Source organism: Caballeronia sp. GACF4, assembly GCF_023631025.1.
Taxonomy (GTDB): domain Bacteria; phylum Pseudomonadota; class Gammaproteobacteria; order Burkholderiales; family Burkholderiaceae; genus Caballeronia.
Genome location: NZ_JALQDW010000002.1, coordinates 657,029 through 682,158, shown reverse-complemented (window position 1 = coordinate 682,158; position 25,130 = coordinate 657,029). Strand labels below are relative to the sequence as shown.

The following is a 25,130-nucleotide window of genomic DNA, read 5'->3' as shown; positions in this document are numbered from 1 at the left end:
GGCGCGGTTGCGGCAGCTTCGCGCCGCACCTCGCGCGGCTGTGCAGAACTCGTTTCGTCGGTGATTTCGTCGCGTTACCCTGACTGCGCAGCTTCTGAGGAGAACCCGACGTGACGACTTCCGGATCGGCCCGCCCCGCGCGCCGCAACGCTCTATCGCCTGACTCTTCCGCCGACGCATCGAGCGCGGCCCATGCAACCGGCGCCTCGTCGTCAGCGATGCCAACGTCAGCGACGCCAATCATTCGCACGACGAAAACGGCCACCGCCGTGAAGGCATCGAAGGCGAGCGTGGCTCCAAAGGCCGCGCCGGTTCCCAAGAAGGCGAGCGTCAAAACGGCCATCAATGGCGCCGAACGGCCGAAGCCGACCAGTCGCACGCGCGACGACAAGGACCGTCCGCTCTTCGAAGACATCCGCTATCTTGGCCGCCTGCTCGGCGACGTGCTGCGCGAACAGGAAGGCGACGCCGTCTTCGAACTCGTCGAAGCCATTCGTCAGACCGCCGTCAAATTTCGCCGCGAGGACGACAACGAAGCGTCGCAAGCACTGGAAAAGCGTCTGCGTGCTTTATCGCCGGAACAGACGGTCAGCGTGGTGCGCGCCTTCAGCTATTTCTCGCATCTGGCGAATATCGCGGAAGACCGGCATCACAATCGGCGGCGGCGGATTCACGCGCTCGCCGGTTCGACTTCGCAGCCGGGCACCATCGCCTACGCCATCGAGCGCATGCGCGAGCAGTCCAACGTCAGCAAGACGCGCAAGGTGCTGGAAAAGTTCTTCGATGCCGCGCTCATCGTGCCCGTGCTCACCGCGCATCCGACGGAAGTGTCGCGAAAGAGCATTCTCGATGCGCAACACGACATCGCGCGCCTGCTTGCCGAACGCGATCAAGAACTGACAGCGCGCGAACGCGCGCACAACGAAGCCGTCCTGCGGGCGCGCGTGACCTCGCTCTGGCAAACGCGCATGTTGCGCGAGTCGCGCCTTTCGGTCGCCGATGAAATCGAGAACGCGCTTTCGTACTATCGCGCGACTTTCCTGGAGGAAATTCCCGCGCTTTACGCCGATATCGAGGAAGCGCTCGCTGAACACGGCCTGCCCGCGCGGCTGCCGCCGTTCTTCCAGATGGGAAGCTGGATTGGCGGCGACCGCGACGGCAATCCGAACGTCACCGCCGCCACGCTGGAAAACGCCATCACGCGGCAAGCAACGGTCATCTTCGAACACTATCTGGAACAGGTGCACAAGCTCGGCGCGGAGTTGTCCGTGTCGAATCTGCTCGCCGGATCGAGCGAAGCCTTGCAGGCGCTCGCGGATACCTCGCCGGACCAGTCGCCGCATCGCACGGACGAACCATATAGGCGCGCGCTGATCGGCATCTATACGCGGATCGCGGCGAGCGCGCGCGTGCGGCTGGGTGAAGGCGTGGTCGCGGTGCGCAGCGCGGGACGCGGCGCGGCGCCAATTCGCGCGACGCCTTATGGCGATAGCTCGGAATTCACGCGCGATCTTCATGTGCTGATCGATTCGCTCGCGCAACATCATGGCGGCTCGCTTGCGCTGCTGCGGCTCGCGCCGCTCACGCGCGCTTCGGAAGTGTTCGGCTTTCACCTGGCGAGCATCGACTTGCGGCAGAGCTCGGATATCCACGAAGCGGTGATCGCGGAGTTGCTTTCGCGCGCGGGCGTCGAAGCGGACTATGCGGCGCTTTCCGAGGAAGACAAGCGCGCCGTGTTGCTCAGGGAACTTGCGCAGCCGCGTCCGCTGCGTCTTCCTTATGCCGATTACTCCGATCTCGCGAAGAGCGAACTCGGCGTGCTCGAAGGCGCACGCGTGACGCGCGAGAAGTTCGGCAAGCGCGCGGTGCGCAACTACATCATCTCGCACACGGAGACCGTGAGCGACTTGCTCGAAGTCATGTTGCTGCAGAAGGAAACCGGCGTGCTGCACGGTTGCCTCGGCAGCAAGGACAATCCCGCGCGCGATGGCGTGATGGTGATTCCGCTCTTCGAGACCATCGCCGACTTGCGCAATGCGCCGGTCATCATGGGCGAGTTCTTCAAGCTGCCGGGCATCGACGCGCTCATCGAAAATCAGGGCAACGAGCAGGAAGTCATGCTCGGCTATTCGGACAGCAACAAGGACGGCGGCTTCTTGACGTCCAACTGGGAGCTGTATCGCGCGGAACTGGCGCTCGTCGCGCTGTTCAAGCAACGCGGCACGACCTTGCGTCTCTTCCACGGCCGGGGAGGCACCGTGGGACGCGGCGGCGGCCCGACCTATCAGGCGATTCTGTCGCAGCCGCCCGGCACGGTCGATGGGCAAATCCGTCTCACCGAGCAAGGCGAAGTCATTTCGAGTAAGTTCGGCAATCCGGAAATCGGGCGGCGCAATCTGGAAACGGTGGTGGCGGCGACGCTCGAGGCATCGCTTCTGCCGCACGAGAACGCGCCCGCGCAATTGCCGCTATTCGAAGCGACGATGCAAACGCTCTCCGATTCCGCGATGGCCGCGTACCGCGCGCTCGTGTACGAAACTCCCGGCTTCACCGATTACTTCTTCGCCTCGACGCCGATCGCCGAGATCGCCGAACTGAACATCGGCAGCCGGCCGGCATCGCGCAAGCTGCAGGACCCGAAGCAACGCAAGATCGAAGATTTGCGCGCCATTCCGTGGGGCTTTTCGTGGGGCCAATGCCGCCTGCTGCTGACGGGCTGGTTCGGCTTCGGCAGCGCGGTGACGGCTTATCTCGATTCGGCCGACTCGGACGCGGAACGCGCGAAGCGCCTCGGCACCTTGCGCAAGATGCACAAGACGTGGCCGTTCTTCACGAATCTGCTTTCGAACATGGACATGGTGCTTGCGAAGACCGATCTCGCGGTGGCGTCGCGTTATGCGCAGCTCGTCGCGGACAAGAAGCTCAGGAAGCGCGTGTTCGATCGCATCGTCGCGGAGCACGAGCGGACCGGCAACGTGCTCGCGGAAATCACCGGCAAGGGCGAGCGCCTCGCTGACAATCCGCTGCTCGCGCGCTCGATCAAGAACCGTTTTCCGTATCTCGATCCGCTCAATCACTTGCAGGTGGAACTGCTCAAGCGGCATCGCGCGGGCGATCAGAACGTGCGGCTGCGGCGCGGAATTCATTTGACGATCAACGGGATTGCGGCGGGCCTGCGTAATACGGGTTGATCGATGCGCCCCGCAACGGGCATTGCATCTTTCACGTGCCACGAATCACGCCATATGTTCGTGGCACGTTTGTTTAAGTAGCCCTTGCGGCATTCGAGCGGCGCTCAGTCGCGCCGCTTGCCTTCGATCATCAACGCATCCAGCTCGAACGAGAAGTCGTCGCCGGCCTTGAAGTATTCGCGCACTTCGTCGGGCGCGGCGGCCCACATCGATTTGATCGCCGTCACGCGTTCGGGCGGCGTTCTCATGCGTGTCACCCACGAATCGAATTCCAGGCCGATACGCCAGCGCTCGGTCACGTTCGCGTCGAAGCCAGCGGTATCGAGCATGGCGATCCACTCGTCGGCGCGATAGTCGCGGATATGCGATGCATCGCGCAACAGTTCGATTGCCTGAATGTGCGTGTCGTACAGCGGATCGTCGGCGCCCGCGATATCGATGAATTTCAGCCGGCCGCCCGGCTTGAGCACGCGCCGCACTTCGGCCAGCGCGCGCGGCACGTCGCGCCAGTGATGCGCGCTCATGCGGCTCACCACCCAGTCGAACGAGGCGTCGGCGAATGGCAGCGACTCGGCGGCGCCCTGTTGCGTGCGGATCGTGGCAAGGCCGCGTTCCTTCGCGGCGGCATCGACCGTGGCCAGCATTTGCGGGGCGATGTCGTACGCCACGACCTCGCGCACGTGCGGCGCCACCGCGAAGCTCGCGTGACCCGCGCCGCATCCCATGTCCAGCACGGTCGCGTTGCCGCACGTCGCGGCAAAAGTCGCGGCGAGATTTTGCAGATCGGCGCCGCTCGCGTGAACCTGGCTCGTGAGATAGGCGGCGGCGGTGCTGCCGAACGCATCGGCTACCTGGTCGTGGTGTTTCATCGGTATGACTCCGGAATGTTCTTGGGGACGCCGGGCGGTTCCTGAGCCGCCCGGCCTGCCGCTACAATAGAGCCCGCCTTGTACCAGTACAAGTGGACTGTTTATTCTGGTATCGACATTACCCGCCACGCCTCATGAAAATGACCCCGAAGACCGAATCCAGCGAAGCTGTCGATATCCCCGCACGCGCGCTCGGCGAATTCATCCGGGCGCATCGTGAACGGCTTTCGCCGCAGTCCGTCGGTTTGCCGCCGGGGCCGCGCCGCCGCACGCCGGGGCTGCGCCGCGAGGAAGTCGCCGCGTTGTGCGGCGTCAGCCCGACCTGGTACACGTGGATCGAGCAGGGCCGGCCGGTTTCCGCCTCGGCGGATGCGCTCGCGCGTATCGCCGTCGCATTGCAGTTGTCGCGGGCCGAACGCGCGTATCTCTTCGAACTGGCCGAGGAACGCGATCCCGCCGAGCCCGATCCCACCGCGCAGGACGTGCCCGCCGCGCTCTTGCAGAGCGTCGGGCTGATCGGCGCGCCGGCCTACGTGCTGGACCGCCAGTGGAATGCGCTGCGCTGGAACGCGCACGCGTCGGAACTGTTCGTCGGCTGGCTCGATGGCGAACACGACCGCAACCTGCTCGCCTACACGTTCACCTCGCCGGTGGCGCGCGCGTTGATCGTCGATTGGGACACGCGCGCGCGCCGTCTTGCCGCCGAGTTTCGCGCCGATTCCATCCGTCACCTCAACGACGCGCCCACGCGCACGCTGATCGACACGCTCGGCGCCGCCAGCGATGCCTTCGCGCGCTACTGGGCGTCGCAGGACGTGTTCGAGCGCGAAGGCGGCGAACGCGCGTTCGATCATCCGTCGCGCGGACGACTCGTGTTCAACCAGATCACCTTCAAGCCCGCGCATCGCGAAGATCTGAAGCTCGTGATCCTCGTCGGCAACGACTGAGGCAGCAGGCGCCGAATGTTAAAATCTTCGACTTCCGGCTTGCCGCTTTAGCCGCCTCATTCGCCTCAACCGCCAATCACATCACCATGACGTCCCAACTGCACAAAAAAGGCGAAGCCTGGTCGGCTCGCTTCTCCGAGCCCATGTCGGATCTCGTCAAACGCTATACGTCGTCGGTGTTCTTCGACAAGCGGCTCGCTCTCGTCGACATTCAAGGCTCGCTCGCGCACGCGTCGATGCTTGCGGCGCAGAAGATCATCGGCGCGGACGACCTTGCCGCCATCGAGCGCGGCATGGCGCAGATCAAGGGCGAAATCGAGCGCGGCGAGTTCGAGTGGAAGCTGGACCTGGAAGACGTGCACCTGAACATCGAGGCGCGGCTGACCGCGTTGATCGGCGACGCCGGCAAGCGCCTGCACACCGGCCGCTCGCGCAACGATCAGGTCGCAACCGACATCCGCCTGTGGCTGCGCGGCGAGATCGACCGTATCGGCGAACTGTTGAAGGACCTGCGAAGCGCGCTCATCGACATGGCCGAGAAGCACGCCGACACCATCATGCCGGGCTTCACGCATTTGCAGGTGGCGCAGCCCGTGACCTTCGGGCATCACCTGCTCGCTTATGTCGAAATGTTCTCGCGCGACGCCGAGCGCATGCGCGATTGCCGCACGCGCGTGAACCGCCTGCCGTTGGGTGCGGCGGCGCTCGCGGGCACGAGTTATCCGATCGACCGTCACGCGGTGGCGAAGACGCTCGGCTTCGATGGCATCTGCGCGAATTCGCTCGATGCCGTCTCCGACCGCGACTTCGCCATCGAATTCACGGCGGCCGCCGCGCTCGTCATGACGCACGTCTCGCGCTTTTCCGAAGAACTGGTGTTGTGGATGAGTCCGCGTGTCGGTTTCATCGATCTCGCGGATCGTTTCTGCACCGGCTCGTCGATCATGCCGCAAAAGAAAAACCCCGACGTGCCCGAACTCGCGCGCGGCAAGACAGGCCGCGTGAACGGTCATTTGATGGCGCTGCTCACGCTGATGAAAGGCCAGCCCCTCGCTTATAACAAGGACAATCAGGAAGACAAGGAGCCGCTTTTCGATACCGTCGATACGGTCGCCGACACATTGCGCATTTTCGCGGAAATGGCGGCGGGCATTACCGTCAAGCCGCAGGCTATGCGCGCGGCCGCGCTGCAAGGTTTCTCGACGGCCACCGATCTCGCGGACTATCTCGTGAAGCGTGGCCTGCCCTTTCGCGACGCACACGAAGCCGTGGCGCATGCGGTGCGCATCTGCGTGGATCGCGAATGCGATATCGCCGATTTGTCGCTCGATGAAATGAAGCAGGAACTGCCGAACGTCGCGCATCTGATTGGCGACGATGTCTTCGAATATCTCACGCTCGAAGGTTCGGTCGCGAGCCGCGATCATGCGGGCGGCACCGCGCCGGATCAGGTGCGTGCGGCCGCCAAGGCGGCGCGTGCGGCGCTTGGCTGATCGAGCCGGACCATGCTTCGAATCGGACCCATTCGTGGGTCCATTTTTTTTGGAACGCCGGTTTTTATCACGCCGTGCGAAACACTGCATAGTTCAAATGCACGCATGAAATGGGAGCGAACCTATCCGCCTTGGCGTAGCCCGCAAGCATGATGAGAGACACTTTTTTGCCTTCGGGAATCATCATGCACAAGCGCAATTTTCGCAGTACCGCATTGGCTGCGCTCGTTGCGGCGGAAGCGCTTTCCGGCACGTCCGCCTCATATGCCGAGCGCAAAAGCTCACAACTAGAAGTCACGTTGACCATCCACAATGCCTGCTCGATCGTCAGCGGTTCGGAAACGGCAGATCCGATTGAGATGCTTTCCGGTGCGAATGCCCGAACGTCCATCAAGGTGGATTGCACGGGAAAACAAACGCCCTACGGCGTTTCCGTCATGAGCGAACTGCATGCAAGCACCGCCGTCTCCAGGCAAGCAACAGCACAGGCCGCGACTGCCGCTTACGGCGATGCTCGAAAGACGATCGGCGTTGCCGCGGAACCGCAATCGTCGGCGATAAACTCCGAGACCACGCCGCTGGTCAAGTTCGTGACCGTCGAGTTTTGATATTCGCGGGGCGCCAATCGTGCGCACGATACGACTTGCAAGACAACGCTCGATTCATTGGAAAGCGATGCAATGCAGGTCGAGTGTTTTGCCCTACACGCTTTAGATGCCCAACAATCCCGATTTAAATTCACAAATATAAAACGACGGGTCTCGGATGTTCTTCCGGCTTCACCGCATCTGCTTCATCGTCTTCCCGACTGAAGGCATCTGCTAAACGGTGGCAGCTTTCTTTGTAACGCAAGCATCGTCATGGTTCGAGATTGCATTCGCAGTTTCGCCTGGATCGTTCGTTTTTGCTTCGCTTCTCTCAACGAGTTCCTTGAACGAATCGACGTCATTCTCACAAGAAAAAAACGTCAAGGAAAACATGCTCCGTCTACCCTTAAAAATTTTTCCGTAGGAAACCTAATATCCGATTTTCGGCTTGCCTCGCCTTGGTCGCTGGATTATCAATGATCGCACGAGCCCTATAAGAGAGGGTTTGACGACAGTTCAGTCAGCGCAAATGAGTCGCGGATCGAAACGAACCAAACAAACCGAGTAAGGAGGCCGTTCTCATGAATCGCCTTGGCATGAAGTCGAAGACTACTGCGCTGACGCTGGCTGCGCTCGTCGCTTATTCAATCAATGCGTTGGGCGCCGAATGGCAGGAAGGTGCGACCTACGCGGCGGGCGCGACCGTCACCTACAACGGGCGCACATACCAGGCTCTTCAGGCGCATACGGCTTATCCAGGCGCTGGGTGGACTCCGGCCAGCACGCCGACCTTGTGGCGCGATGTGAGCGCGGCTACGCCTACGCCAGCACCATCGCCCACGCCTGCGCCTGCGCCGACACCCGCTCCGACTCCTGCGCCAACTCCCGTACCAACCCCGACGCCGACTCCAACGCCAACACCCTCTCCCACTCCGACACCTTCGGCTTGCTTCGCTGCGTGGTCGGCATCGCAGGTTTATGCACAGACGGGTACGCGCGTCACGGCCAATGGACGCAATTACAGAAACAAGTGGTGGACCCAAGGCGATAACCCGACGCAGTCTGGGCAATACGGCGTATGGGAAGACATAGGCGCATGCTCGGGAAGTCCGACGCCGACACCGGCGCCAGCGCCAGTTCCAACGCCGACGCCGACGCCAACACCAACACCAACACCAACACCAACGCCGGTTCCGACGCCAACACCAACACCGGTTCCGACTCCAACGCCGACACCGACACCAACGCCGGTTCCAACACCAGCACCGGTCCCGACTCCTACGCCGGCACCCGTGCCGACACCGGTCCCGACTCCTACGCCGGCACCTACGCCAACACCAACGCCCGCTCCCGCCGGCGCGCGTGAAGTCGGCGCGTACTTCGCGCAATGGGGAATCTACGACCGCAACTACAAGGTCAAGGATGTCGACACATCGGGCTCGGCGAAGCTGCTCACGTTTATCAACTACGCATTCGGCAACGTTTATCAAAAGAACGGCGGCTACGAGTGCGGCATCATCAACAAGGCAGAACCGGGTGCGACCAACGAGAACGCCCCGGACGCAGGCACCGGCGGCGATGCCTGGGCCGACTATCAAAAAGGCTTCTCGGCGAACGAATCGGTCAACGGCAAGAGCGATGCATGGGACTGGCCCTATGGCGATCCACGTCAGGGCAAGTCCGGTCCGCTCAAGGGTAACTTCAATCAGCTCAAGCTATTGAAGGACAAGTACCCCAACGTGCGCATGATCATTTCGCTCGGCGGATGGACCTGGTCGAAGTGGTTCAGCAAGGCCAGCGCTACCGATGCGCTGCGCAAGCAGCTCGTCTCGTCGTGCATCGATGTCTATATCAAGGGCAACGTGCCCTTCGATGCTGCCTCCAACGCGGGCGGAGATGGCGTCGCAGCGAACGTGTTCGACGGCATCGACATCGACTGGGAATTTCCCGGTGGCGGCGGTCAGCCCTACAACACGTACGACGTCAAGGACAAGGAGAACTACACGCTTCTCCTGACGGAATTCCGCAAGCAACTCGACGCCATGGGCGCGCAAAACGGCAAACGCTATCTGCTCACGGTCGCCATCGGCGCGGGTGGCGACAAGATCGCCAGCACGAACCCGGGCGACTACAGCAAGCCGCTCGACTGGATCAACGTGATGACGTACGACTATCACGGCGGATGGGAAAGCACCGGCCCGACGGACTTCCAGTCGCATTTGTATCCGGACCCGGCCAGCCCGAACATGGCAGGCGCTCCCGGCAACACCTATTACACCGATGCCGCCATCCAGGCCTTGCTGAAAGCGGGAGTGCCGTCGTCGAAGATCGTTCTCGGCATTCCGTTGTATGGGCGCGGCTGGACCGGCGTCACGCCGGGACCGAAGGGAGACGGGCTCTATCAGAAAGCCACCAAGACAGCGCCCGGGAAGTACGAGGCCGGCATCCAGGACTACCGGCTCCTGAAGAGCGCCGCAGGCACGGTGTACGAGCATCCGGTGACGAAGCAGTCGTACAAGTTCGACGGCACGACTTTCTGGTCCTACGACTCGCCCACGACGATCCGCGTCAAGAACGCCTACGTGAAGCAGTTCAGTCTGCGCGGTGTCTTCGGCTGGGAGCTGGACGGCGACGCCGCCAACGCGGAACTGCTGAACGTCATGAGCGAAGTCAACAAGTGATCGGCCGCGCGACTGCGCCCGGTGCGTGACGCCGGGCGCAGACGATGCGCAATGCAATGAATCGGGGGCAGCCATGCAGGATCGATTGACGAATGCCGCGTTCTCGACGGCCGCTGTGTCGAAAACGAAACTCTCCCGGCACGACCTCGGCTGGCGCGGGCGCGGCTTTACCTTGCTCGAGTTGCTGGTGGTGCTGCTCATCATCGCGCTCCTGGCGGGCTATGTCGGCCCGAAGCTCTTCGGTGAAGTCGGCAAGGCGCGCTCCAAGACAGCGGCGACGCAGATCAAGGGTATCGAAGACGCGCTCGATCGATACCGTCTGGACACTGGCCACTTTCCCGGCACCGACGCCGGGCTTCAGGCGTTGATGAGCAACGTCGGCAACACCTCGGGCTGGGAAGGTCCGTACATGAGCAGCGCCATTCCGAACGATCCGTGGGGCAAGCCGTACGTCTACCGCTCGCCCGGCGAGAACGGCAAGGACTACGACCTCATGACCTACGGCGCCGACGGCAAGCCCGGCGGTTCGGGCGAGGACGCGGACATCATCGGCAAATGATGGATTCGGCGGCAGTCATGCGATATCGCGTGCGGGTCGAGTCCGACGGCGGCCAGCAGGAACTGGAGCTCGATGCAGCGGACGAAACGCAACTTCGGCAGAACATGGCCGACATGGGTTTGTCGCTGATCGAAGCGACACCCGTGGAAAAGAAGTCGCGCGGTCTCTCGTTGCGCAAGCCCGTATTCGAGCGCGCGCTCTTTACGCAGGAACTGATCGCGCTTCTGGAAGCGGGCCTGAGTCTCGTCGAAACGGTCGAGACGTTGCGCGACAAAAGCAAGGAAGGCCTCAACCGGACGGTGCTGCAAGGCATCGTCACCGCGCTTTACGAAGGCGAGCCGTTGTCGCGGGCGCTCGAGCGTCAAACCGAACATTTCCCGCCGCTGTATGTCGCGACCGTGGCATCGGCGGAACAGACGGGGCATCTTTCCGAGGCGCTCAAGCGCTATCACCACTACGACGCGCGGCTCGCGGCGGTGCGCAAGAAAGTGGTGTCGGCCATGGTGTATCCGTCCATCGTGATCGCCACGGGCGCGTTCATCATCCTGTTCCTCGCGTTCTACGTGATTCCGAAGTTCAGCCAGGTGTTCGCGTCGATGAAAGACATTCCCTTCTCCGCCCGCATGATGCTCGCCTGGGGCAACCTCGTCGCCGAGCACGGCGGCGTGCTGCTCGCGGGCATCGTGGCCGCGCTCGCCGGCGCGATCATGGCGCTGCGCAACGAGAAGGTGCGCGGCAGATTGTTCGGCGCGGTGCTGCGCCTGCCCAAGCTCGCTGATTACCAACGGCTCTTCGCCCTGACACGGTTTTACCGGACGCTCGGCCTGTTGCTCGCGGGCGGCATGTCGATGGTCGCGGCGCTCGAACTCTCCGCGCAACTGCTGCCTTCGCTGATGCAGTCCGCGCTTGCGCGCGCGCTCGACGAAGTGCGCGCGGGCAAGTCGCTGTCCGGCGCGTTGCCGGCCGCGAATCTCACGACGCCGGTGGCCGAGCGGCTGATCCGCGTCGGCGAGCAGAGCGGCGAGCTGGCCGGCATGGTGACGCGCTCGGCGGAATTCTGCGACGAGGAACTCGACCGCGCGATCGACACGCTGATGCGCGTGGTCGAGCCGGTGCTGATGCTGGTGGTGGGCGGCATCGTCGGGACGATCATCTTTCTGCTCTATATGCCGATTTTTCAGTTGGCCGGAAGCGTGGGGTAAGACATGGAACAGACCACCGATACGCCCGCGAAGGCGAACCCCGTGCGCGACCCGCGCCCGAAGCAGCAGCAGTTCTGGGACGAAGCGGAACACGACGGCGCCGACTATCTGAAGAAGGTCACGCAGACCATCGGCCTGCGCGGCTTCGACGCCACCGCGCTCGAAACGCTCGAACCGCGCTTCGACCTCCTGCCGTTCGGCGAAGCCATGTCGCGCCGCTGCCTGCTTGCCGCCGACAGCAACGCGCGCCTGTGGTTCGTGCTTGCCGATCCTTTCGATCCGCCGCTGCGTGCCTGGGCGATGCAGCGCGTTAAGAAGCCATTCGCGTTCGCCTTCTGCGTGCCGGGCGAGCTCATGGCGTATCTCGCGCTGCACGAGTCCGCGCATCAGGCGCTCACGCAGGTCAATGTCGACAGCAAGACCGGCAACGCCGCCGCGGCGGGCGTGGAGATCACGCTCGCCACGCTTTCGGCGGACGTGCATCCCGTCATCCGGCTCGTGAATTCGTCGCTGTACGACGCGCTCAGGGCGCGCGCCTCGGACATTCATATCGAGAGCACCGCGACGGGTCTCGTCATCAAATACCGCATCGACGGCGTGCTGCAGGAAACGGCGTCCGCGCCCGGCACCGATGTCGCGGAGCAAGTGCTCTCGCGGCTCAAGGTCATGGCGGAGCTCGATATCGGCGAGCGGCGCATTCCGCAAGACGGCCGCTTCAAAGCGTTCATCAATCAGCGCGAGATCGATTTTCGTGTGTCGATCATGCCGTCGATTCACGGCGAGGACGCGGTGCTGCGCGTGCTCGACAAGCAGCGCGGCGATGCGAACAGCACGACGCTGCGTCTGGACGGACTCGGACACGACCCGGACACGGTAGCGTCGATTCGCTCGATCGCGCGCGAGCCCTACGGCCTGTTGCTCGTGACGGGCCCGACCGGTTCGGGCAAGTCGACCACACTCTACGCCACGCTCACCGAAATCAACACGGGCGACGAGAAGATCATCACGATCGAAGACCCCGTCGAATACGAACTCGCGGGCGTGCTGCAGATTCCGATCAACGACAAGAAAGGACTCACCTTCGCGCGCGGCCTGCGTTCGATCTTGCGGCACGATCCCGACAAGATTCTCGTGGGCGAGATCCGCGACGGCGAAACCGCTGGCATCGCCGTGCAGGCCGCGCTCACGGGACACCTGGTCCTGACCTCGGTGCACGCGAACAATGTGTTCTCCGTGCTGGATCGCTTCCTTCACATGGGCGTCGACATGCACAGCTTCGTCGATGCGCTGCTCGGCGCCGTCGCGCAACGGCTCATGCGCAAGAACTGTCCGCATTGCGTGCGCGACGACGAGGTGCCCGACGACGCCACGCTGCTTGCCTCCGCGCTCACGCGCGAGCAGGTCGCGCATTGGCGCTTTCGCCGTGGCGCGGGCTGCGAGGCATGCCGCCGGACGGGCTATCTCGGGCGTCAGCCGATTGCGGAAGTGCTGCGCATGAACGACGCGATCAAGCAGTGCTTCGTGGAACGGCGGCCGTTGATCGAACTGAAGCAACTCGCGAATCGAAGCGGTTTCGTGCCGATTCGCCAGATCGCCCTGCGCGCGGTCGCGGATGGCCGCACGACGCTCGCGGAAGTCAATCGCGTCACGATCGTCGAACCGGCATAGCGGAGACGGAACATGTCACGTTGGTCGGATCTGGTCGGAGCGATGAGCGCCGTCGCGAAGCGCCCTTCGAGGCGCACGGGACCGGCCCGCGCGGGCGCTTTCATGCCGCGCGTGACGCTATGGGTCGATGGCGAACGGGTGCGAGAGTCCGGCGTCGCGAGCAACGTGAATACCGAAGCCCTTACGACGCCGGGCGACACGGCGGCCGCGCTCAAGGCCATCGAGGCGCTCGCGCCGAAGCCCGCGCGACCTGGGCTGCACGGCCTGCGCGTGGTCGTCGGCGCGCCGTTCGTGCGCTATTACGCGTTGCCGTGGCGGCCGCATCCCAAGCCGGAGCAATGGGTGTCGATGGCGCGCATGCAGGCCGCGCAGGCGGGCGCGGGCGCCGAGCCGTGGCGCTACGCCGTCACCGATGGCGCGTGGCATCAAGGCCGCCTCGCCGCCGCGATGCCCGAGGCGCTGTGCGCGGGCATCGAGCGCTTATGCAAGACGCGACGGCTGCAATTGCTCGGTATCGAGCCGGGCTTTACCTTCGCCATGCAAAAGCATGCGCGGCACATTCGCGACGGCAACATCGCCGTCGTGGAACTGGAGCAGGCGGCAAGCGGCGCGGCCATCGCGCATATCGGCTTGCGGCGCGGCGGCGGCTGGAGCGGCTTCATCGCGCTGCCGGTGGCGGGCCCGCTCGACGACGTGCTGCGCGACGCCTTCGTGCTCGCCGCCACCGAGCCGCCCGAGCGCTGTTACGCCATCGGGCCGGGCGCAGCCGATCGCTGGGTCGCGGATGCAACGCTCGTCGAATGGCTTGCCGCGCCATGGGAGGCTTCGCCATGAAAGCGCCCGCCATCGACCTGCATCGGGCCAATCGTCCGGGCGTGGCGACCGGGCTGATTGCGCTCGCCCTCGGCGTCGTCGTGCTGTTCGTGACGATGCAGTATCGCGACAAGCTCAAGGAGCAAGGCGCCGCGCTCGATGAACGCGAAGCGTCGGTCGCGCAGGAGGAGAAACGCTTCGAGCGCATTGGCCGGGCGCATCGCGGCACGCGCAATCCCCGCGCGGACGCCTTGATGGCGCAGCAGCGCTATGCGGCGGAACCGGCGCGCAGTCTGATCGAAGGCGGTTGGCAACCGAATATCGCGATGCTCTCGCTCGATATCGTGACCGCATCGCGCACCATCAACATGCAGTTCGAGACGCGCTCGGCGCAGGAAGCGATCTCCTATGCGGACTGGCTGCAGGCGCAGCCCGCCGCCGAAAGCGTCTCGATCAAGCGGCAGAGCGAGAAGCCGGGGCCGCCCGTCAAAACCGTGGAAACCGCGCTTCAGGTGACGTGGCGCCCGTTCGCGACGCAGGCGGCAACGGGCGCGTCGGCGCCGGATGTGGCCGCGTCTTCCGCCGGAGGTTCCAGATGAGCCGCTGGCTTTGGGAACTGCGCCGCGCGCAGTGGCGGCTCGGCACCTTCGGGCTCTTTGCGCTACTGCTCCTGAGCAGCGCGGCGATCATCGCGCTGGTCGAGATCTTGCCGCTTCGCAACGACATCGCCGCACGCGAGCTCGATCTCGATGCGCGCACCGCGAAGCTGAAACAACCGCCGCCGCCCATGCCGGATGAAGCCGTGGCGCCGACGAGTCCGGAGCAGCGTTACTTCGTTTTCCTGCACAGCCTGCACGCGATCGCCGCGAAGAACGGTATCTCGATGCCGCAAATCACGTATCAGATGGCCGCGCAGGACAAGGATTCGCCCTCCCGCCGCTTTGTCGTCGAGACGTCGTTTTCGAGTCAGTATCTGCAATTTCGTACTTTCTTCTCCGAGTTGCGGACCTTGCCGGGCATTCGCTGCGAGCGGCTCACGCTGTCGCGGCCGAATATCGGCGTGACCGATCTCGAAATTCGCCTGCAATGTTCGTTCGTCGTGGAGGCGGCCAAGTGAAGCCGCTCGATATGCGAACCCTGAGAATCTCGTGGCCGATAAGCGGGCTGCTCGTCGTGACGCTCGGCTTGATCTTGTTCGTATGGTTTCGCGGGGCGCCCGACGACGAGGCGGATCGTCCTCCGGCGGTGGCCACGAAGGAGCGAGTTTCACGAGCGAGCGCGCCTGCACCGGCAAGTGCGCCGCAAGCCAACGCCGCGCCGGATACCCGCGTTGCCGCCGTGAACATCTTCCCCATGCAGAACTGGCAGCCGCCACCGCCGCCGCCTCCGCCGCCCGAATCCATCAAGCCGCCGCCACCGCCGCCCTTGCCGCCCTTGCCTTTCGTCGTCCGTTCGCTGTGGCTGGACCAGCAAGGCATCTTCTACGTCGTTCTGAGCGGCACCGGACGCGAGTTCCCGCTTTGCATCAACTGCAAGAAAACGGGTTTCCTGCGTAAGGGCGATGTGCTTCTCAACGCCTACAAGATCGAGGACATCAACCGTAAAGAAGTGAGGTTCATGTACTTGCCGTTGAAGCGCCGACAAACGCTGTCGCTCGGAGAACTGAAATGAGCCGGCTCAAAGACATTACGGTCTGGGTCCTGATTCCGCTATTGACGGCGTGCGCGGGCGAGATGCATCGCAAGGATCTGCAGAACCGTCTGGGGACCATGCCGCCCGACGCGCAGCTCGAATTGCTCGCGCAGCAGAGCGCGCAGTATCCCGACGACCTGGAAATCTACAACTGGTATGTGAGCCTGCGTCGCAAGGTTTCGTTGGAGTACTTGCAGCGCGCAAGTGTTGCGTACCGCGCGGGCGATTCGGCCCAGGCGATCGCGTGGGCGAAGAAGGCTCAGGCCGCCGCGCCCGGCGACGACGGGCCGCGCGAGATGATTGCGTGGATCGAGAAGCAGGCGCCCATCGACACCGCCGTGCAATACGCCGAAACGATCTATCAGGATCAACCGGACCAGGCGATGGCGATTCTCAACGACGTGCTCTCGAAACAGCCCGACAACGCGCGCGCCATCCGTCTGCGCGACCTGCTGCTCGCGCCCAAGGGACAAGACCTCGAACCGAAGCTCAACAAGGACCTCAATCAGCCGATCACGGTGCAGTTCCGGGATCAGCCGCTTATCAGTATCTTCGAGCTGATGTCGAACATTACCGGACTGAACTTCACCTTCGACCGCGAAGTGCAGGCCGCCGCGCCGACGACCATCTTCGCGAGCAACACGCCCGTCAAGCAAGTGATGACGATGGTCCTGCAGGCGAACCAGCTCGCGAGCAAGGTGGTGAGCGGCAACTCGATCCTGATCTACCCGAAGCGGCCCGACAAGGAAACGGAATACAAGGACCTCGTCGTGCGCACGTTCTATCTGCAGAACTCGCAGGCGGCGCAAGTGCTCGCGGCGGTCAAGCAGATGGTCAAGACGCGCGATGCCGTGCTCGACGAACGCACCAACGCGATCATCATGCGCGACGCGCCGGACACCATCAAGGTCGCGGAGCGGATCATCCGCGCGCTCGACGTGACGCCCGCGGAAGTCGTCATCGACGCGCAGATTCTCGAAGTATCGTCATCCGATCTGCTGCAGATGGGCATTTCGTATCCGAATCGTATCGAGTTCGCGCTCATGCCGGACGGGACCAATTCCGATGCCTCGACCCGCGCGCCGGGCACGCTCACCTTGCAGCAACTGCGCAACCTGAACAGCAGCGACGTGCTCGTGAGGATCGGGCCGGTCGGTATCGACATGCTGCAGAACCAGGGCAAGACCAAGACGCTTGCGAACCCGAGCATCCGCGTGAGAAACCGCGAGAAGGCGAAGGTGCTGATCGGCGACCGCCTGCCCGTGGTCACGACGACGCTCTCCAGCAACTTCAGCTCCGAGAGCATCAACTATCAGGACGTGGGCCTCACGCTGGAAGTTGCGCCCGTGATCGTCAACTCGGACGAAGTGCAGGTGAAGTTGCGCATGGAAGTGTCGAACGTTACCGACACGATCACGACGACGACGGGACTGGTCGCCTATCAGATCGGAACTCGCACGGCCGAAACGGTGATGAGCGTGCGCAACAACGAAACGCAGCTGCTCGCGGGTCTCCTGCAGCGCAACGAGCGCGCGTCCGGCTCCGGTTTGCCAGGCCTGAGTCGCATTCCGCTGCTGGACCGGATCTTCGGCACGCGCGCGAACGACCAGCATCAGACGGAGCTCGTGCTGATGCTGACGCCGCGCATCGTGCGCAATCAGGCCATGCCGGCGGGCAACGTCGTGTCCTTCGATTCGGGCACGGAGACGCGCATTTCGACGGAGCGCGACCCGGTCGGACCGAACGCAAGCGTGCGCGTTCCGCCAAGCGGCGCGAGCAGCGCGCCTGCCCTGCCTCCGCCCGTGCCGACGCCTTCCGCGCCGCCGCCCGTGATGGCGCTGCCCGCACCCACGCCGCCGCCACAGCCACCCGCCGCGACCTCGCCGCCGCCGACCCAACCCTAGAAACGTGCAACCAGCCGCGACCATGGACAAGGGCTTCACGATCATCGAGTTGCTCATCACGCTCGCGATCATCGCGGTGCTGGCGATGGTCGCGGCGCCGCTCGTGCAGGTGACCGCGCAACGCAACCGCGAAGACGAATTGCGGCGCGCCCTATGGAGTATTCGCGATGCCATCGATGCTTACAAAGCCGCCGGCGATGCCGGCAAGTTCGATCGTCCGCTCGGCGAAACGGGCTATCCCGCCAAGCTCGACGTACTGGTGGACGGCGAAGTCGACAAGACCAATCCGACTCACGCGCGCATCTTCTTCCTGCGGCGTGTTCCGCGCGATCCGATGTGCGATTGCCCGAGCCGTTCGGATGAACAGACCTGGGGCAAGCGCGCTTATTCGAGTTCCGCCGATTCACCGAGCGAAGGCAACGACGTCTACGACGTCTACTCGCTTTCGGAAGGAACCGGCCTCAACGGCGTCCCTTACCGCAAGTGGTGAGCGTCATGAACAAACGAATGCTGCGCGCTTTCACGCTAATCGAATTGCTGGTCGTTCTGGCGATCATCGCGACCTTGCTCACGCTCGTCGTGCCGCGCTACTTCGGGCAGGCGGAGAAAGCCAAGGAAACCGTGCTGCAGGAGAATCTCGCCGCCATGCGTGATTCCATCGACCGCTTTCGCGGCGATCAGGGGCGCTATCCGCAATCGCTCAACGAACTGGTCGAGCGCCGCTATCTGCGTGAGGTGCCGATGGACCCGGTCGCGCAAAGCCGCACGACCTGGACGACCGAGCCGCCCAACGACGGCACGCCCGGCGTCTATAACGTGCGCAGCGGCGCAAAAGGCAAGGCCAGGGATGGCACCGACTACGGCAGCTGGTAGCGCGCGCGGGCGGCATTCGGATCGAGCGCGTCGAGCGTTTGCATCGCGCAAGCGGCAGCATGGTTTCGGCATGTTGTGGGCGCTGATGTGCGTGGCGCTCATCGGCATCTATCTGATGCAGATCGGCACCGTATGGAGCACGCAGATTCAGCGCAACCGCGAATTCGAACTGCTGAAAAAGGGCGATGCGATCCGCAACGCGATTCGTGAGTACGTCAAGGCCGACCCTGGCGGCGCTTTTCCGAAGAGCCTCGATGACCTGTTGCGCGACTCGCGCGCGTCCTTCGTGCGCCGATACCTGCGCGATGCATACACCGACCCGATGACCAACGGCGAATGGCAAACGGTGCGCGGCCCCAACGGCGAGCTGTACGGCGTGTACAGCTCATCGAAGCAAACGCCGCTGAAAACGGATGGCTTCTCCGACGAGGACGCGAGCTTCGCGTTGAAGACGAGCTACGAGGACTGGAAGTTCACGAGCTACCCGGAAATGAGCATGAATCGAAGGTAGTTTTCATATCGGGCCGGCATGTGCAGCTGCTGGCCGTCGCGTTCCAAAAGAGGTGCTGAGATGTTGACCGTTCGTAGAAAGTTGGCGATGCTTCCAGCCGCGTTGCTATTGCATGCCGGCATCGTGTCCGCGCAGGAAGCATGGCGCGAAGGCGCGACCTATGCGGCTGGCGCCACGGTGACTTATAGCGGTCGCGTTTATCAGGCGCAGCAGGCGCATACGGCATATCCGGGCGCGGGATGGTTTCCTGCGACTACGCCGACGCTTTGGAAGGATGTGGGGGCGGCGGGGGCTCCTGCTCCTGCTCCTGCGCCAGTTCCGGCTCCTGTGCCTGCGCCAGCTCCAAAGCCATCACCAACACCCGCCCCAACGCCAACGCCAACGCCAACGCCAACGCCAACGCCAACGCCAACGCCAACGCCAACGCCAACGCCAACGCCAACTTCATCGTGCTTTGCAGCGTGGTCTGCTACCCAAGCTTATGCAACACCGGGTACGCGCATAACTTATAACGGCCGCAACTATCGAAATAAGTGGTGGACCCAGGGAGACAACCCGGCGCAATCGGGCGCCTATGGTGCGTGGGAAGATCTCGGTGCGTGTTCTGGCGGCTCACCTTCGCCTACGCCTATGCCCGCGCCAACGCCAACGCCTACGCCCGCGCCCGCGCCCACACCAACTCCGACGCCGGCGCCCGCGCCTGTACCAGCGCCGACGCCAACACCCGTACCGACACCAACGCCGGCTCCCGCGCCCGTACCAACGCCAACGCCAACGCCAACGCCAACGCCGACGCCAACACCAGCGCCGACTCCAATCGCATCCTACAAGCCGAAGATCACCTACATCCCCGAACCCACCGGCTATCCGACCGTCGCCCAGTTCAACGCGACCGAGAAGACACTCGTCGATCAGACCAACGGCCAGATCGGCTTGATCCGCGACGCGCTGCGCGTGCTGCCCGATACCGACGTCGATGCCGTCACGCCCGGACGCGCGGCGAATCCATCGAATGTGAAGCGAGTCGAGTCGATCGTAAGCGAAGCGAAGTTCGACCAGCTCTTCCCGGTCCGCAACATCAAATACTCCTACGTCAGCTTCTTGCGCGGTATCGCCAAGTTTCCGGCGTACTGCGGCGATTACACGGACGGACGCGACGCCGCCGCCATCTGCCGCAAGTTGCTCGCCACGTCCTTCGCGCACTTCGTTCAGGAGACGGGCGCCAACTGGCCGTCGCTCACGCCGGCGCAAGTGCGCTCGGGCTATGCGGACCACAACAACGTCGTGCTCGCAAAAATGCCGCAAGACACGGCCATCCCGTTCTGGCAGCAGGCTTTATGGTTCCTTCGCGAGTCGGGCTACGAGGAAGGCTCGGCCGTTGGTGCGTATCAACAATGCGCGCCGGGCTCGCATGCGACCAACTGGATCTTCTTTCCGTGCGCGAAGAACGCGGCAGGCAAGTACCTCGACTACTTCGGGCGCGGCGCCAAGCAATTGTCCTGGAACTACAACTTCGGCCCGTTCTCGCAGGCGCTATACGGCGACCCCAACGTGCTGCTCGACGACCCCGGCCGCGTCGCGGATACATGGCTGAACTTCGCCTCGGCGGTATGGTTCGCCGTGACCCCGCAGACGCCCAAGCCGCCGATGACCTGGGCGATCGACGGCACCTGGAAGCCTAATAGCGTCGACGTCGGCAACAACATGAAGCCTGGCTTCGGCGCGACGATCTACATCATCAACGGCGGCATAGAGTGCGGTCAGGGGGGCGCGGAACGCTCGCAAGTCACCAATCGCATCAACGCGTACAAGGAGTTCGCGCGCGAACTCGGCGTCACCATTCCCGCCGACGAACCGCTAGGCTGCGCGAACATGCGCGGTTTCACGGAAGGCTCGGCCGCGGCAATCAAGGCGTATCTGGACAAGGACTATGCGTGGGCCAACGGCAAGCCCGTCACGGGATGCAAGCTCGTCGATTATCAGATGCCGTTCTCGCTTCTCACGCCCGGCGACTACAAGGCCTGCACCGACTACTTCTTCCGCGGCAAGGTTCAATACAACGGGCAGATCGTGATAGACAACACGCAATAGCAACGTCCACGGGCACGCGTTCAACGGTTCGTTCTGGTTGAACGCGCGGCCTGCGAACGACGGCATCGTGCGTCCGATTCCGAAGACCGTGCCATCGTCATTTGCCGCTCTTGTAACGCTCGGTTAACGCCTTGACGCGCGAGACGTAGATTTTCGTCTCGCTGTAGGGCGGCACGCCGTTGTATTTGTCGACGCTCGATTCGCCGCTGTTATAAGCCGCCAACATGAGATCGACGTTGCCGTTGAAGCGCGTTTGCAGCCACGCCAGATACCTCACGCCACCGCGAATATTCTGCGCGGCATCGAAGGGATCGTTGACGTTGAAGCGCAGCGCCGTCGCGGGCATGAGTTGCATGAGCCCTTGTGCGCCCGCGCGTGATATCGCGTTCGTGCGATACGCCGATTCCGCATGAATCACGGCACGAACCAATGCGCTATCGACGCCGAAGGTCGAAGCAGCCGCATCGATTTCACGTTGATATGAACGCAAGTCGAGCTTCAAGGCGGGGATGCCGATGTTTTCTTCGGGCGCGCACAAGCTGCACGTCTCCATGAAGTGCAATTTGATGACCTCGACGTTTTGCGCCACGCCCACCGGCATCTTCGTGAGGTAATGCCTGACGCCGTCTTCCACGTAGGTATAGACAGGCGTGACGGCTTCGCGCCTTGCAAGACTTGCACGACGCGGTAACGCCACGCTCGATGCCAGCGCGCCCGGATCGCCCGATGCGGCGGCACGGGCTGGCGCAACGCTCGACGCCACCGGCGGATAGGCGGCTTGCCAGATCAGATTCACGCGACTGCATTTCGCGTTGTCGAGATTCTCGCTCGCATAGCGGACGGAATTATCCGCGGCCTCGCATCTCAACATGGAAGCTGCGTTCGCCTGCCTCATCGACATCACGAGCGCGCAGGCCAGCAGCGTCGATATGGAATGACGCGTGCGGGCTCTCAAGACGAGCGCTACAGTTGAACGTGCGGACATTCAACAAGGATAGTGTGCTTCGGGCCTTCCGCCACGCTTAATCGACGAACCGAGCCGACGAACCAAACCGCCATGCAGTCAGCGTTTCGATTCATTGGTCGATTCACTTCTTTAGCACGATCTTCAATGACGGATTGTCCAAGGATGCCGTTGTTTTACGCCAGCATTTGTGCTTCCATGAAAGCTGATTTCCCCAGCGTTCAACCGAGCGTCGGCTTGTCACGCACCGCTCGGGACGAATCGAAACTCTCGCTTTTTGATGACGTCACGATGAGCACGAATCCGCGCTTCGACGCTACATGGAAGAACTGGCTCGACGAGAATATCCGCCGTGGCTGCACGCATCAATCGCTCATCGACGCAATGGTCGCCAGCGCGTTCCATCCGAACGCCGCGCGCTCCATCATCGCGCGTCACATTGCAGGCGATACGTCGGATGACGGCGATGATCCGCCCGGCGTGTATCGATACGGCAAGCCCATGCTTCCCGACGGTCGCGTGCTGAGCGCGAGCGATTGCGAAGCGCTAAAGGTATTCACATGCGAGACGCCGGTAGTCGCGCTGTTGGCCGACGTCTTGACCGATGACGAATGCGCGAGGTTGATCGATATCGGCCGCGCGCGGGTGCAGCAGTCATCGGTCGTCGATCCCGACTCGGGCAACGAGATCACTATCGAGGAACGCAAGAGCGAAGGCGCGTTCGTCAACGCATCGACCGATACACTCGTCACCAGGATCGATCGCAGGCTCTCCGAACTCGTGCGGCAACCGATCGAGAACGGCGAGGACCTGCATATTCTGCGCTACGGCATAGGTGGCGAATATCGTCCGCATTTCGACTACTTTCCCGAAGAGCAAGCCGGCAGCCGGCACCACATGCTGCGCGGCGGACAGCGTATTGCAACCGTCATCCTTTATCTCAACGAAGTCGAACGAGGCGGCGATACCACCTTTCCGGACGTCGGCTTGCGCATTCATCCGCGTCGCGGCAGCGCGTTGTATTTCGAGTATGTCAATGACCTCGGTCAAACCGACGCGCGCACGCTGCATGCCGGAACGCCTGTCGAAAAAGGCGAGAAGTGGATTGCCACCAAGTGGATTCGTCAGGGCAGATTTCGCGCCGAAGCCTGACGCATTCAAATGAGCGATCCACGCCGCGTGTGCGCCGGAACAATCGCTCCGGCGCGACACGCTGGCACTGCTACTTGCACGCTCCTACTTTTTCCCATGCACCGTCGGAGTTGGTTGCCGGGTCGACGCCCGAACTCCACCACTTGTTGCGATAGTTCATGCCGCTCACGCTGACACTCGTTCCGGCTGTCGAGTAAGTCTTGCTCGAACTCCAGGCCGGCGCGCATGTCAACGCGGTCTGTCCGGAGCACGTCCCCATGTCCTGCCACGACTTGCCGTTACCCGCGTTGCGCGATGGCTGGTCGGAGTTCTCCCAGCGCGCGCTGTAGTTGTGCCCGCTATCCGATACCGTTTCCTTCGCCTTATAGAGCGTGCCGGCTTGCCAGGCAACCGAGCAGGTCGATCCGCCCGCGCTTGGCGACGGGGCAGGGGTTGGCGTCGGGCTCGGCGTTGGCGTTGGCGTGGGCGTCGGCGCCGGGGCCGGCGATGGCGGCTTCGGTGAAGGCGCAGGGGTTGGCGTGGGCGTTGGCGTCGGGGCCGGCGTGGGAGTCGGTGTCGGTGCGGGCGTGGGCGTCGGCGACGGAGCAGGCGTTGGCGCGGGCGCTCCGGTGTAGTCCATCGCGAAGTTGTAGTCTTGCGCGCTATCGACGTAGATGCGGTTCGCCGACATGACCTTCTGCGGCACGATGTTCCCGTTGTTATCCACGAGACCGAGATGCACGCGCCCGGAGTCCGTGTTGATCTTCGTGGCCATTGCATACACCCAGTCGGCCGCGGCGGTCGTTTGCTGCGTCACCGTGTAACTGAGCGATTCGAGATCGTGACCGTCGTTATCGAATACCCGCAAGGTGATCTTCGTGCCGACCGGCTGATCCACCGCGGTGGTCGGGATTGGACGAACTTCGCGCCAGCTCGTTTTAGTCGAGTTGATGACCACGTCCATACACGCATAGAACGCTTCCGCACTATCGTTGCGTTGCCAGATCGCATAAAGGATGCGTTTGCCTGTCTTGCCTGCGGGCAATTTGCATTTCAACTTGTAGCGGCCGTTGTCGAGCGTGACGCTGGTTATCTCGCAGAACGGCTTGCTGTCGAGATCGGACCATTTCAACGGTTGATTGAAGTCGTAACCATCCGCCGACATGAATATCTGGAAGTAGCGCGTCACGTGCGGCGCCGTCGCGTTCCAGACGAACTCGTAGTTGCCGCTCAGGTCGGGCGAGATCGTCGTCGTGGGCCAGTCGTTGCGACCCAGATCCAGACCGTAATAATTCGACTTGTTGGCGCTGCACAGATGCCCGTCGGGTACGAACGATTTGTGATCGCCATTGGGAAGCTGGTTGACGCCCGCCCAGTCATAAAGAAACGCTGGCCCGGCGACGGCCACCGCAGCCTTGCACGCCGCGGACGTCGGACTTTCCGGCCCTTCCTTGTAGCAGGCGTAGACCCGGCTGATCGGCGTTTCCATCGTGCCGTGACTCCACGCAAGGCATGGAACGGCCAGCGGTACCAGCATTGCCAAAACCTTCTTCTTGTGACGCAACATGAGAGACACTCCTACGCTCGTTCAATAGCCAGCGTCCGCTTTGTGTACGACGAGCCGAATTGCCTCGATAAAGATTCGAAACACGTCGGCAAGCGGACTCATTTTCAGAACGTCGAGTCACTCAGTGCCTCATTCAATTTCGAACGGCATTGGTGCCCGAGCTTGTTGTTTGCTTCTCCTCGATCGGCTATGCAAGATCACGCGTATCGATACGTGCGCACTCCCGGCATAGAAGAAATGAAACAGGCAACTGGAGAGGGGTCTGGTATCGCGGATTCACACGGACTGTTTTCGCATCTGGCTTCGACGCATGTTTCGCTTACGCCATCTGAAATAGTTCGCTTTACTAACTTAAACGGAATCTACTTGCCCTTCGTTTGGGTTTCA

At 62.9% G+C, this 25,130-nt stretch carries 22 protein-coding genes and 1 pseudogene; 20 read left to right on the top strand and 3 right to left on the bottom strand.

The annotated features are described in order from the left end of the window. Positions 1 to 110: 110 nt before the first annotated feature. Positions 111 to 3,191, top strand: a complete 3,081-nt coding sequence (gene ppc / locus NCR40_RS03175) for a phosphoenolpyruvate carboxylase (RefSeq protein WP_250508689.1) — start codon at positions 111 to 113, stop codon at positions 3,189 to 3,191. Positions 3,192 to 3,295: 104 nt separating this feature from the next. On the opposite strand, the gene NCR40_RS03170 is transcribed toward ppc, so the two are convergent. Beyond that, on the bottom strand, positions 3,296 to 4,060 hold the full coding sequence (locus NCR40_RS03170) for a class I SAM-dependent methyltransferase (protein ID WP_250463642.1): 765 nt from the start codon (positions 4,058 to 4,060) through the stop codon (positions 3,296 to 3,298). A gap of 134 nt (positions 4,061 to 4,194) precedes the next feature. Between NCR40_RS03170 and NCR40_RS03165 the strand changes: the two genes are divergently transcribed. The 18 genes and pseudogenes from NCR40_RS03165 (at position 4,195) to NCR40_RS03090 (ending at position 21,081) form a co-directional block, all read left to right on the top strand. Next, on the top strand, positions 4,195 to 5,007 hold the full coding sequence (locus NCR40_RS03165) for a helix-turn-helix transcriptional regulator (RefSeq protein ID WP_250508688.1): 813 nt from the start codon (positions 4,195 to 4,197) through the stop codon (positions 5,005 to 5,007). 86 nt (positions 5,008 to 5,093) lie between these two features. Beyond that, positions 5,094 to 6,500: an argininosuccinate lyase gene (gene argH / locus NCR40_RS03160; RefSeq protein ID WP_244827315.1), complete on the top strand. Its 1,407-nt coding sequence runs from the start codon at positions 5,094 to 5,096 to the stop codon at positions 6,498 to 6,500. 185 nt (positions 6,501 to 6,685) lie between these two features. Next, positions 6,686 to 7,108 (top strand): hypothetical protein, encoded by a 423-nt coding sequence (locus NCR40_RS03155; RefSeq protein WP_250463634.1) that lies wholly within the window; start codon positions 6,686 to 6,688, stop codon positions 7,106 to 7,108. A 560-nt stretch (positions 7,109 to 7,668) separates the two neighbouring features. Then, positions 7,669 to 8,157, top strand: a pseudogene (locus NCR40_RS31430) (carbohydrate-binding protein); the annotation flags it as partial. Positions 8,158 to 8,183: 26 nt separating this feature from the next. Continuing rightward, complete coding sequence (locus tag NCR40_RS31265) at positions 8,184 to 8,453, top strand: hypothetical protein (protein WP_284507683.1); 270 nt, start codon at positions 8,184 to 8,186, stop codon at positions 8,451 to 8,453. Further along, positions 8,380 to 9,768 carry a glycoside hydrolase family 18 protein gene (locus NCR40_RS31260; RefSeq protein ID WP_350029288.1) on the top strand — a complete coding sequence of 463 codons (1,389 nt, stop codon included), beginning with the start codon at positions 8,380 to 8,382 and terminating at the stop codon, positions 9,766 to 9,768. The genes NCR40_RS31265 and NCR40_RS31260 overlap by 74 nt, the downstream gene beginning before the upstream one ends. Before the next feature lie 73 nt (positions 9,769 to 9,841). Next, entirely contained in the window at positions 9,842 to 10,327 is a 486-nt protein-coding gene (gene gspG, locus NCR40_RS03145; protein WP_250508686.1) for a type II secretion system major pseudopilin GspG, read from the top strand. Positions 10,328 to 10,344: 17 nt separating this feature from the next. After that, positions 10,345 to 11,529 (top strand): type II secretion system F family protein, encoded by a 1,185-nt coding sequence (locus tag NCR40_RS03140; RefSeq protein ID WP_250508685.1) that lies wholly within the window; start codon positions 10,345 to 10,347, stop codon positions 11,527 to 11,529. Between the two features lie 3 nt (positions 11,530 to 11,532). Continuing rightward, positions 11,533 to 13,197, top strand: a complete 1,665-nt coding sequence (locus NCR40_RS03135) for a GspE/PulE family protein (RefSeq protein WP_250508684.1) — start codon at positions 11,533 to 11,535, stop codon at positions 13,195 to 13,197. Between the two features lie 12 nt (positions 13,198 to 13,209). After that, complete coding sequence (locus NCR40_RS03130; protein ID WP_250508683.1) at positions 13,210 to 14,031, top strand: hypothetical protein; 822 nt, start codon at positions 13,210 to 13,212, stop codon at positions 14,029 to 14,031. Then, the gene (locus tag NCR40_RS03125; RefSeq protein ID WP_244827308.1) at positions 14,028 to 14,609 is read left to right on the top strand and encodes a hypothetical protein; all 582 of its coding nucleotides are present in this window, start codon (positions 14,028 to 14,030) and stop codon (positions 14,607 to 14,609) included. Before NCR40_RS03130 ends, NCR40_RS03125 begins: the two co-directional genes overlap by 4 nt. After that, positions 14,606 to 15,127, top strand: a complete 522-nt coding sequence (locus NCR40_RS03120) for a hypothetical protein (protein WP_244827307.1) — start codon at positions 14,606 to 14,608, stop codon at positions 15,125 to 15,127. Before NCR40_RS03125 ends, NCR40_RS03120 begins: the two co-directional genes overlap by 4 nt. 11 nt (positions 15,128 to 15,138) lie before the next feature. After that, positions 15,139 to 15,681 (top strand): hypothetical protein, encoded by a 543-nt coding sequence (locus NCR40_RS03115; RefSeq protein WP_250463615.1) that lies wholly within the window; start codon positions 15,139 to 15,141, stop codon positions 15,679 to 15,681. Continuing rightward, positions 15,678 to 17,606 (top strand): secretin GspD/PilQ domain-containing protein, encoded by a 1,929-nt coding sequence (locus NCR40_RS03110; RefSeq protein WP_250508682.1) that lies wholly within the window; start codon positions 15,678 to 15,680, stop codon positions 17,604 to 17,606. Before NCR40_RS03115 ends, NCR40_RS03110 begins: the two co-directional genes overlap by 4 nt. 22 nt (positions 17,607 to 17,628) lie before the next feature. After that, a complete protein-coding gene (locus tag NCR40_RS03105) occupies positions 17,629 to 18,096 on the top strand; it encodes a type II secretion system protein (RefSeq protein ID WP_244827304.1) in 468 nt (155 codons plus the stop codon). A 5-nt stretch (positions 18,097 to 18,101) separates the two neighbouring features. Continuing rightward, positions 18,102 to 18,479 (top strand): type II secretion system protein, encoded by a 378-nt coding sequence (locus tag NCR40_RS03100; protein ID WP_244827303.1) that lies wholly within the window; start codon positions 18,102 to 18,104, stop codon positions 18,477 to 18,479. Further along, the gene (locus tag NCR40_RS03095; RefSeq protein WP_250463611.1) at positions 18,454 to 18,990 is read left to right on the top strand and encodes a type II secretion system protein; all 537 of its coding nucleotides are present in this window, start codon (positions 18,454 to 18,456) and stop codon (positions 18,988 to 18,990) included. The genes NCR40_RS03100 and NCR40_RS03095 overlap by 26 nt, the downstream gene beginning before the upstream one ends. Before the next feature lie 18 nt (positions 18,991 to 19,008). After that, positions 19,009 to 21,081, top strand: a complete 2,073-nt coding sequence (locus tag NCR40_RS03090) for a glycoside hydrolase family 19 protein (protein ID WP_502800962.1) — start codon at positions 19,009 to 19,011, stop codon at positions 21,079 to 21,081. 97 nt (positions 21,082 to 21,178) lie between these two features. Here the strand turns inward: NCR40_RS03090 and NCR40_RS03085 are convergent, their stop codons facing one another. Continuing rightward, positions 21,179 to 21,952, bottom strand: a complete 774-nt coding sequence (locus NCR40_RS03085) for a lytic transglycosylase domain-containing protein (protein WP_250508680.1) — start codon at positions 21,950 to 21,952, stop codon at positions 21,179 to 21,181. 384 nt (positions 21,953 to 22,336) lie between these two features. Here NCR40_RS03085 and NCR40_RS03080 point away from each other — a divergent pair, with 384 nt between their 5' ends. Further along, complete coding sequence (locus NCR40_RS03080) at positions 22,337 to 23,197, top strand: 2OG-Fe(II) oxygenase (RefSeq protein ID WP_250508679.1); 861 nt, start codon at positions 22,337 to 22,339, stop codon at positions 23,195 to 23,197. Between the two features lie 70 nt (positions 23,198 to 23,267). Here NCR40_RS03080 and NCR40_RS03075 read toward each other — a convergent pair whose 3' ends face one another. Continuing rightward, complete coding sequence (locus tag NCR40_RS03075; protein ID WP_250508678.1) at positions 23,268 to 24,743, bottom strand: lytic polysaccharide monooxygenase; 1,476 nt, start codon at positions 24,741 to 24,743, stop codon at positions 23,268 to 23,270. Between the last annotated feature and the right edge of the window lie 387 nt (positions 24,744 to 25,130).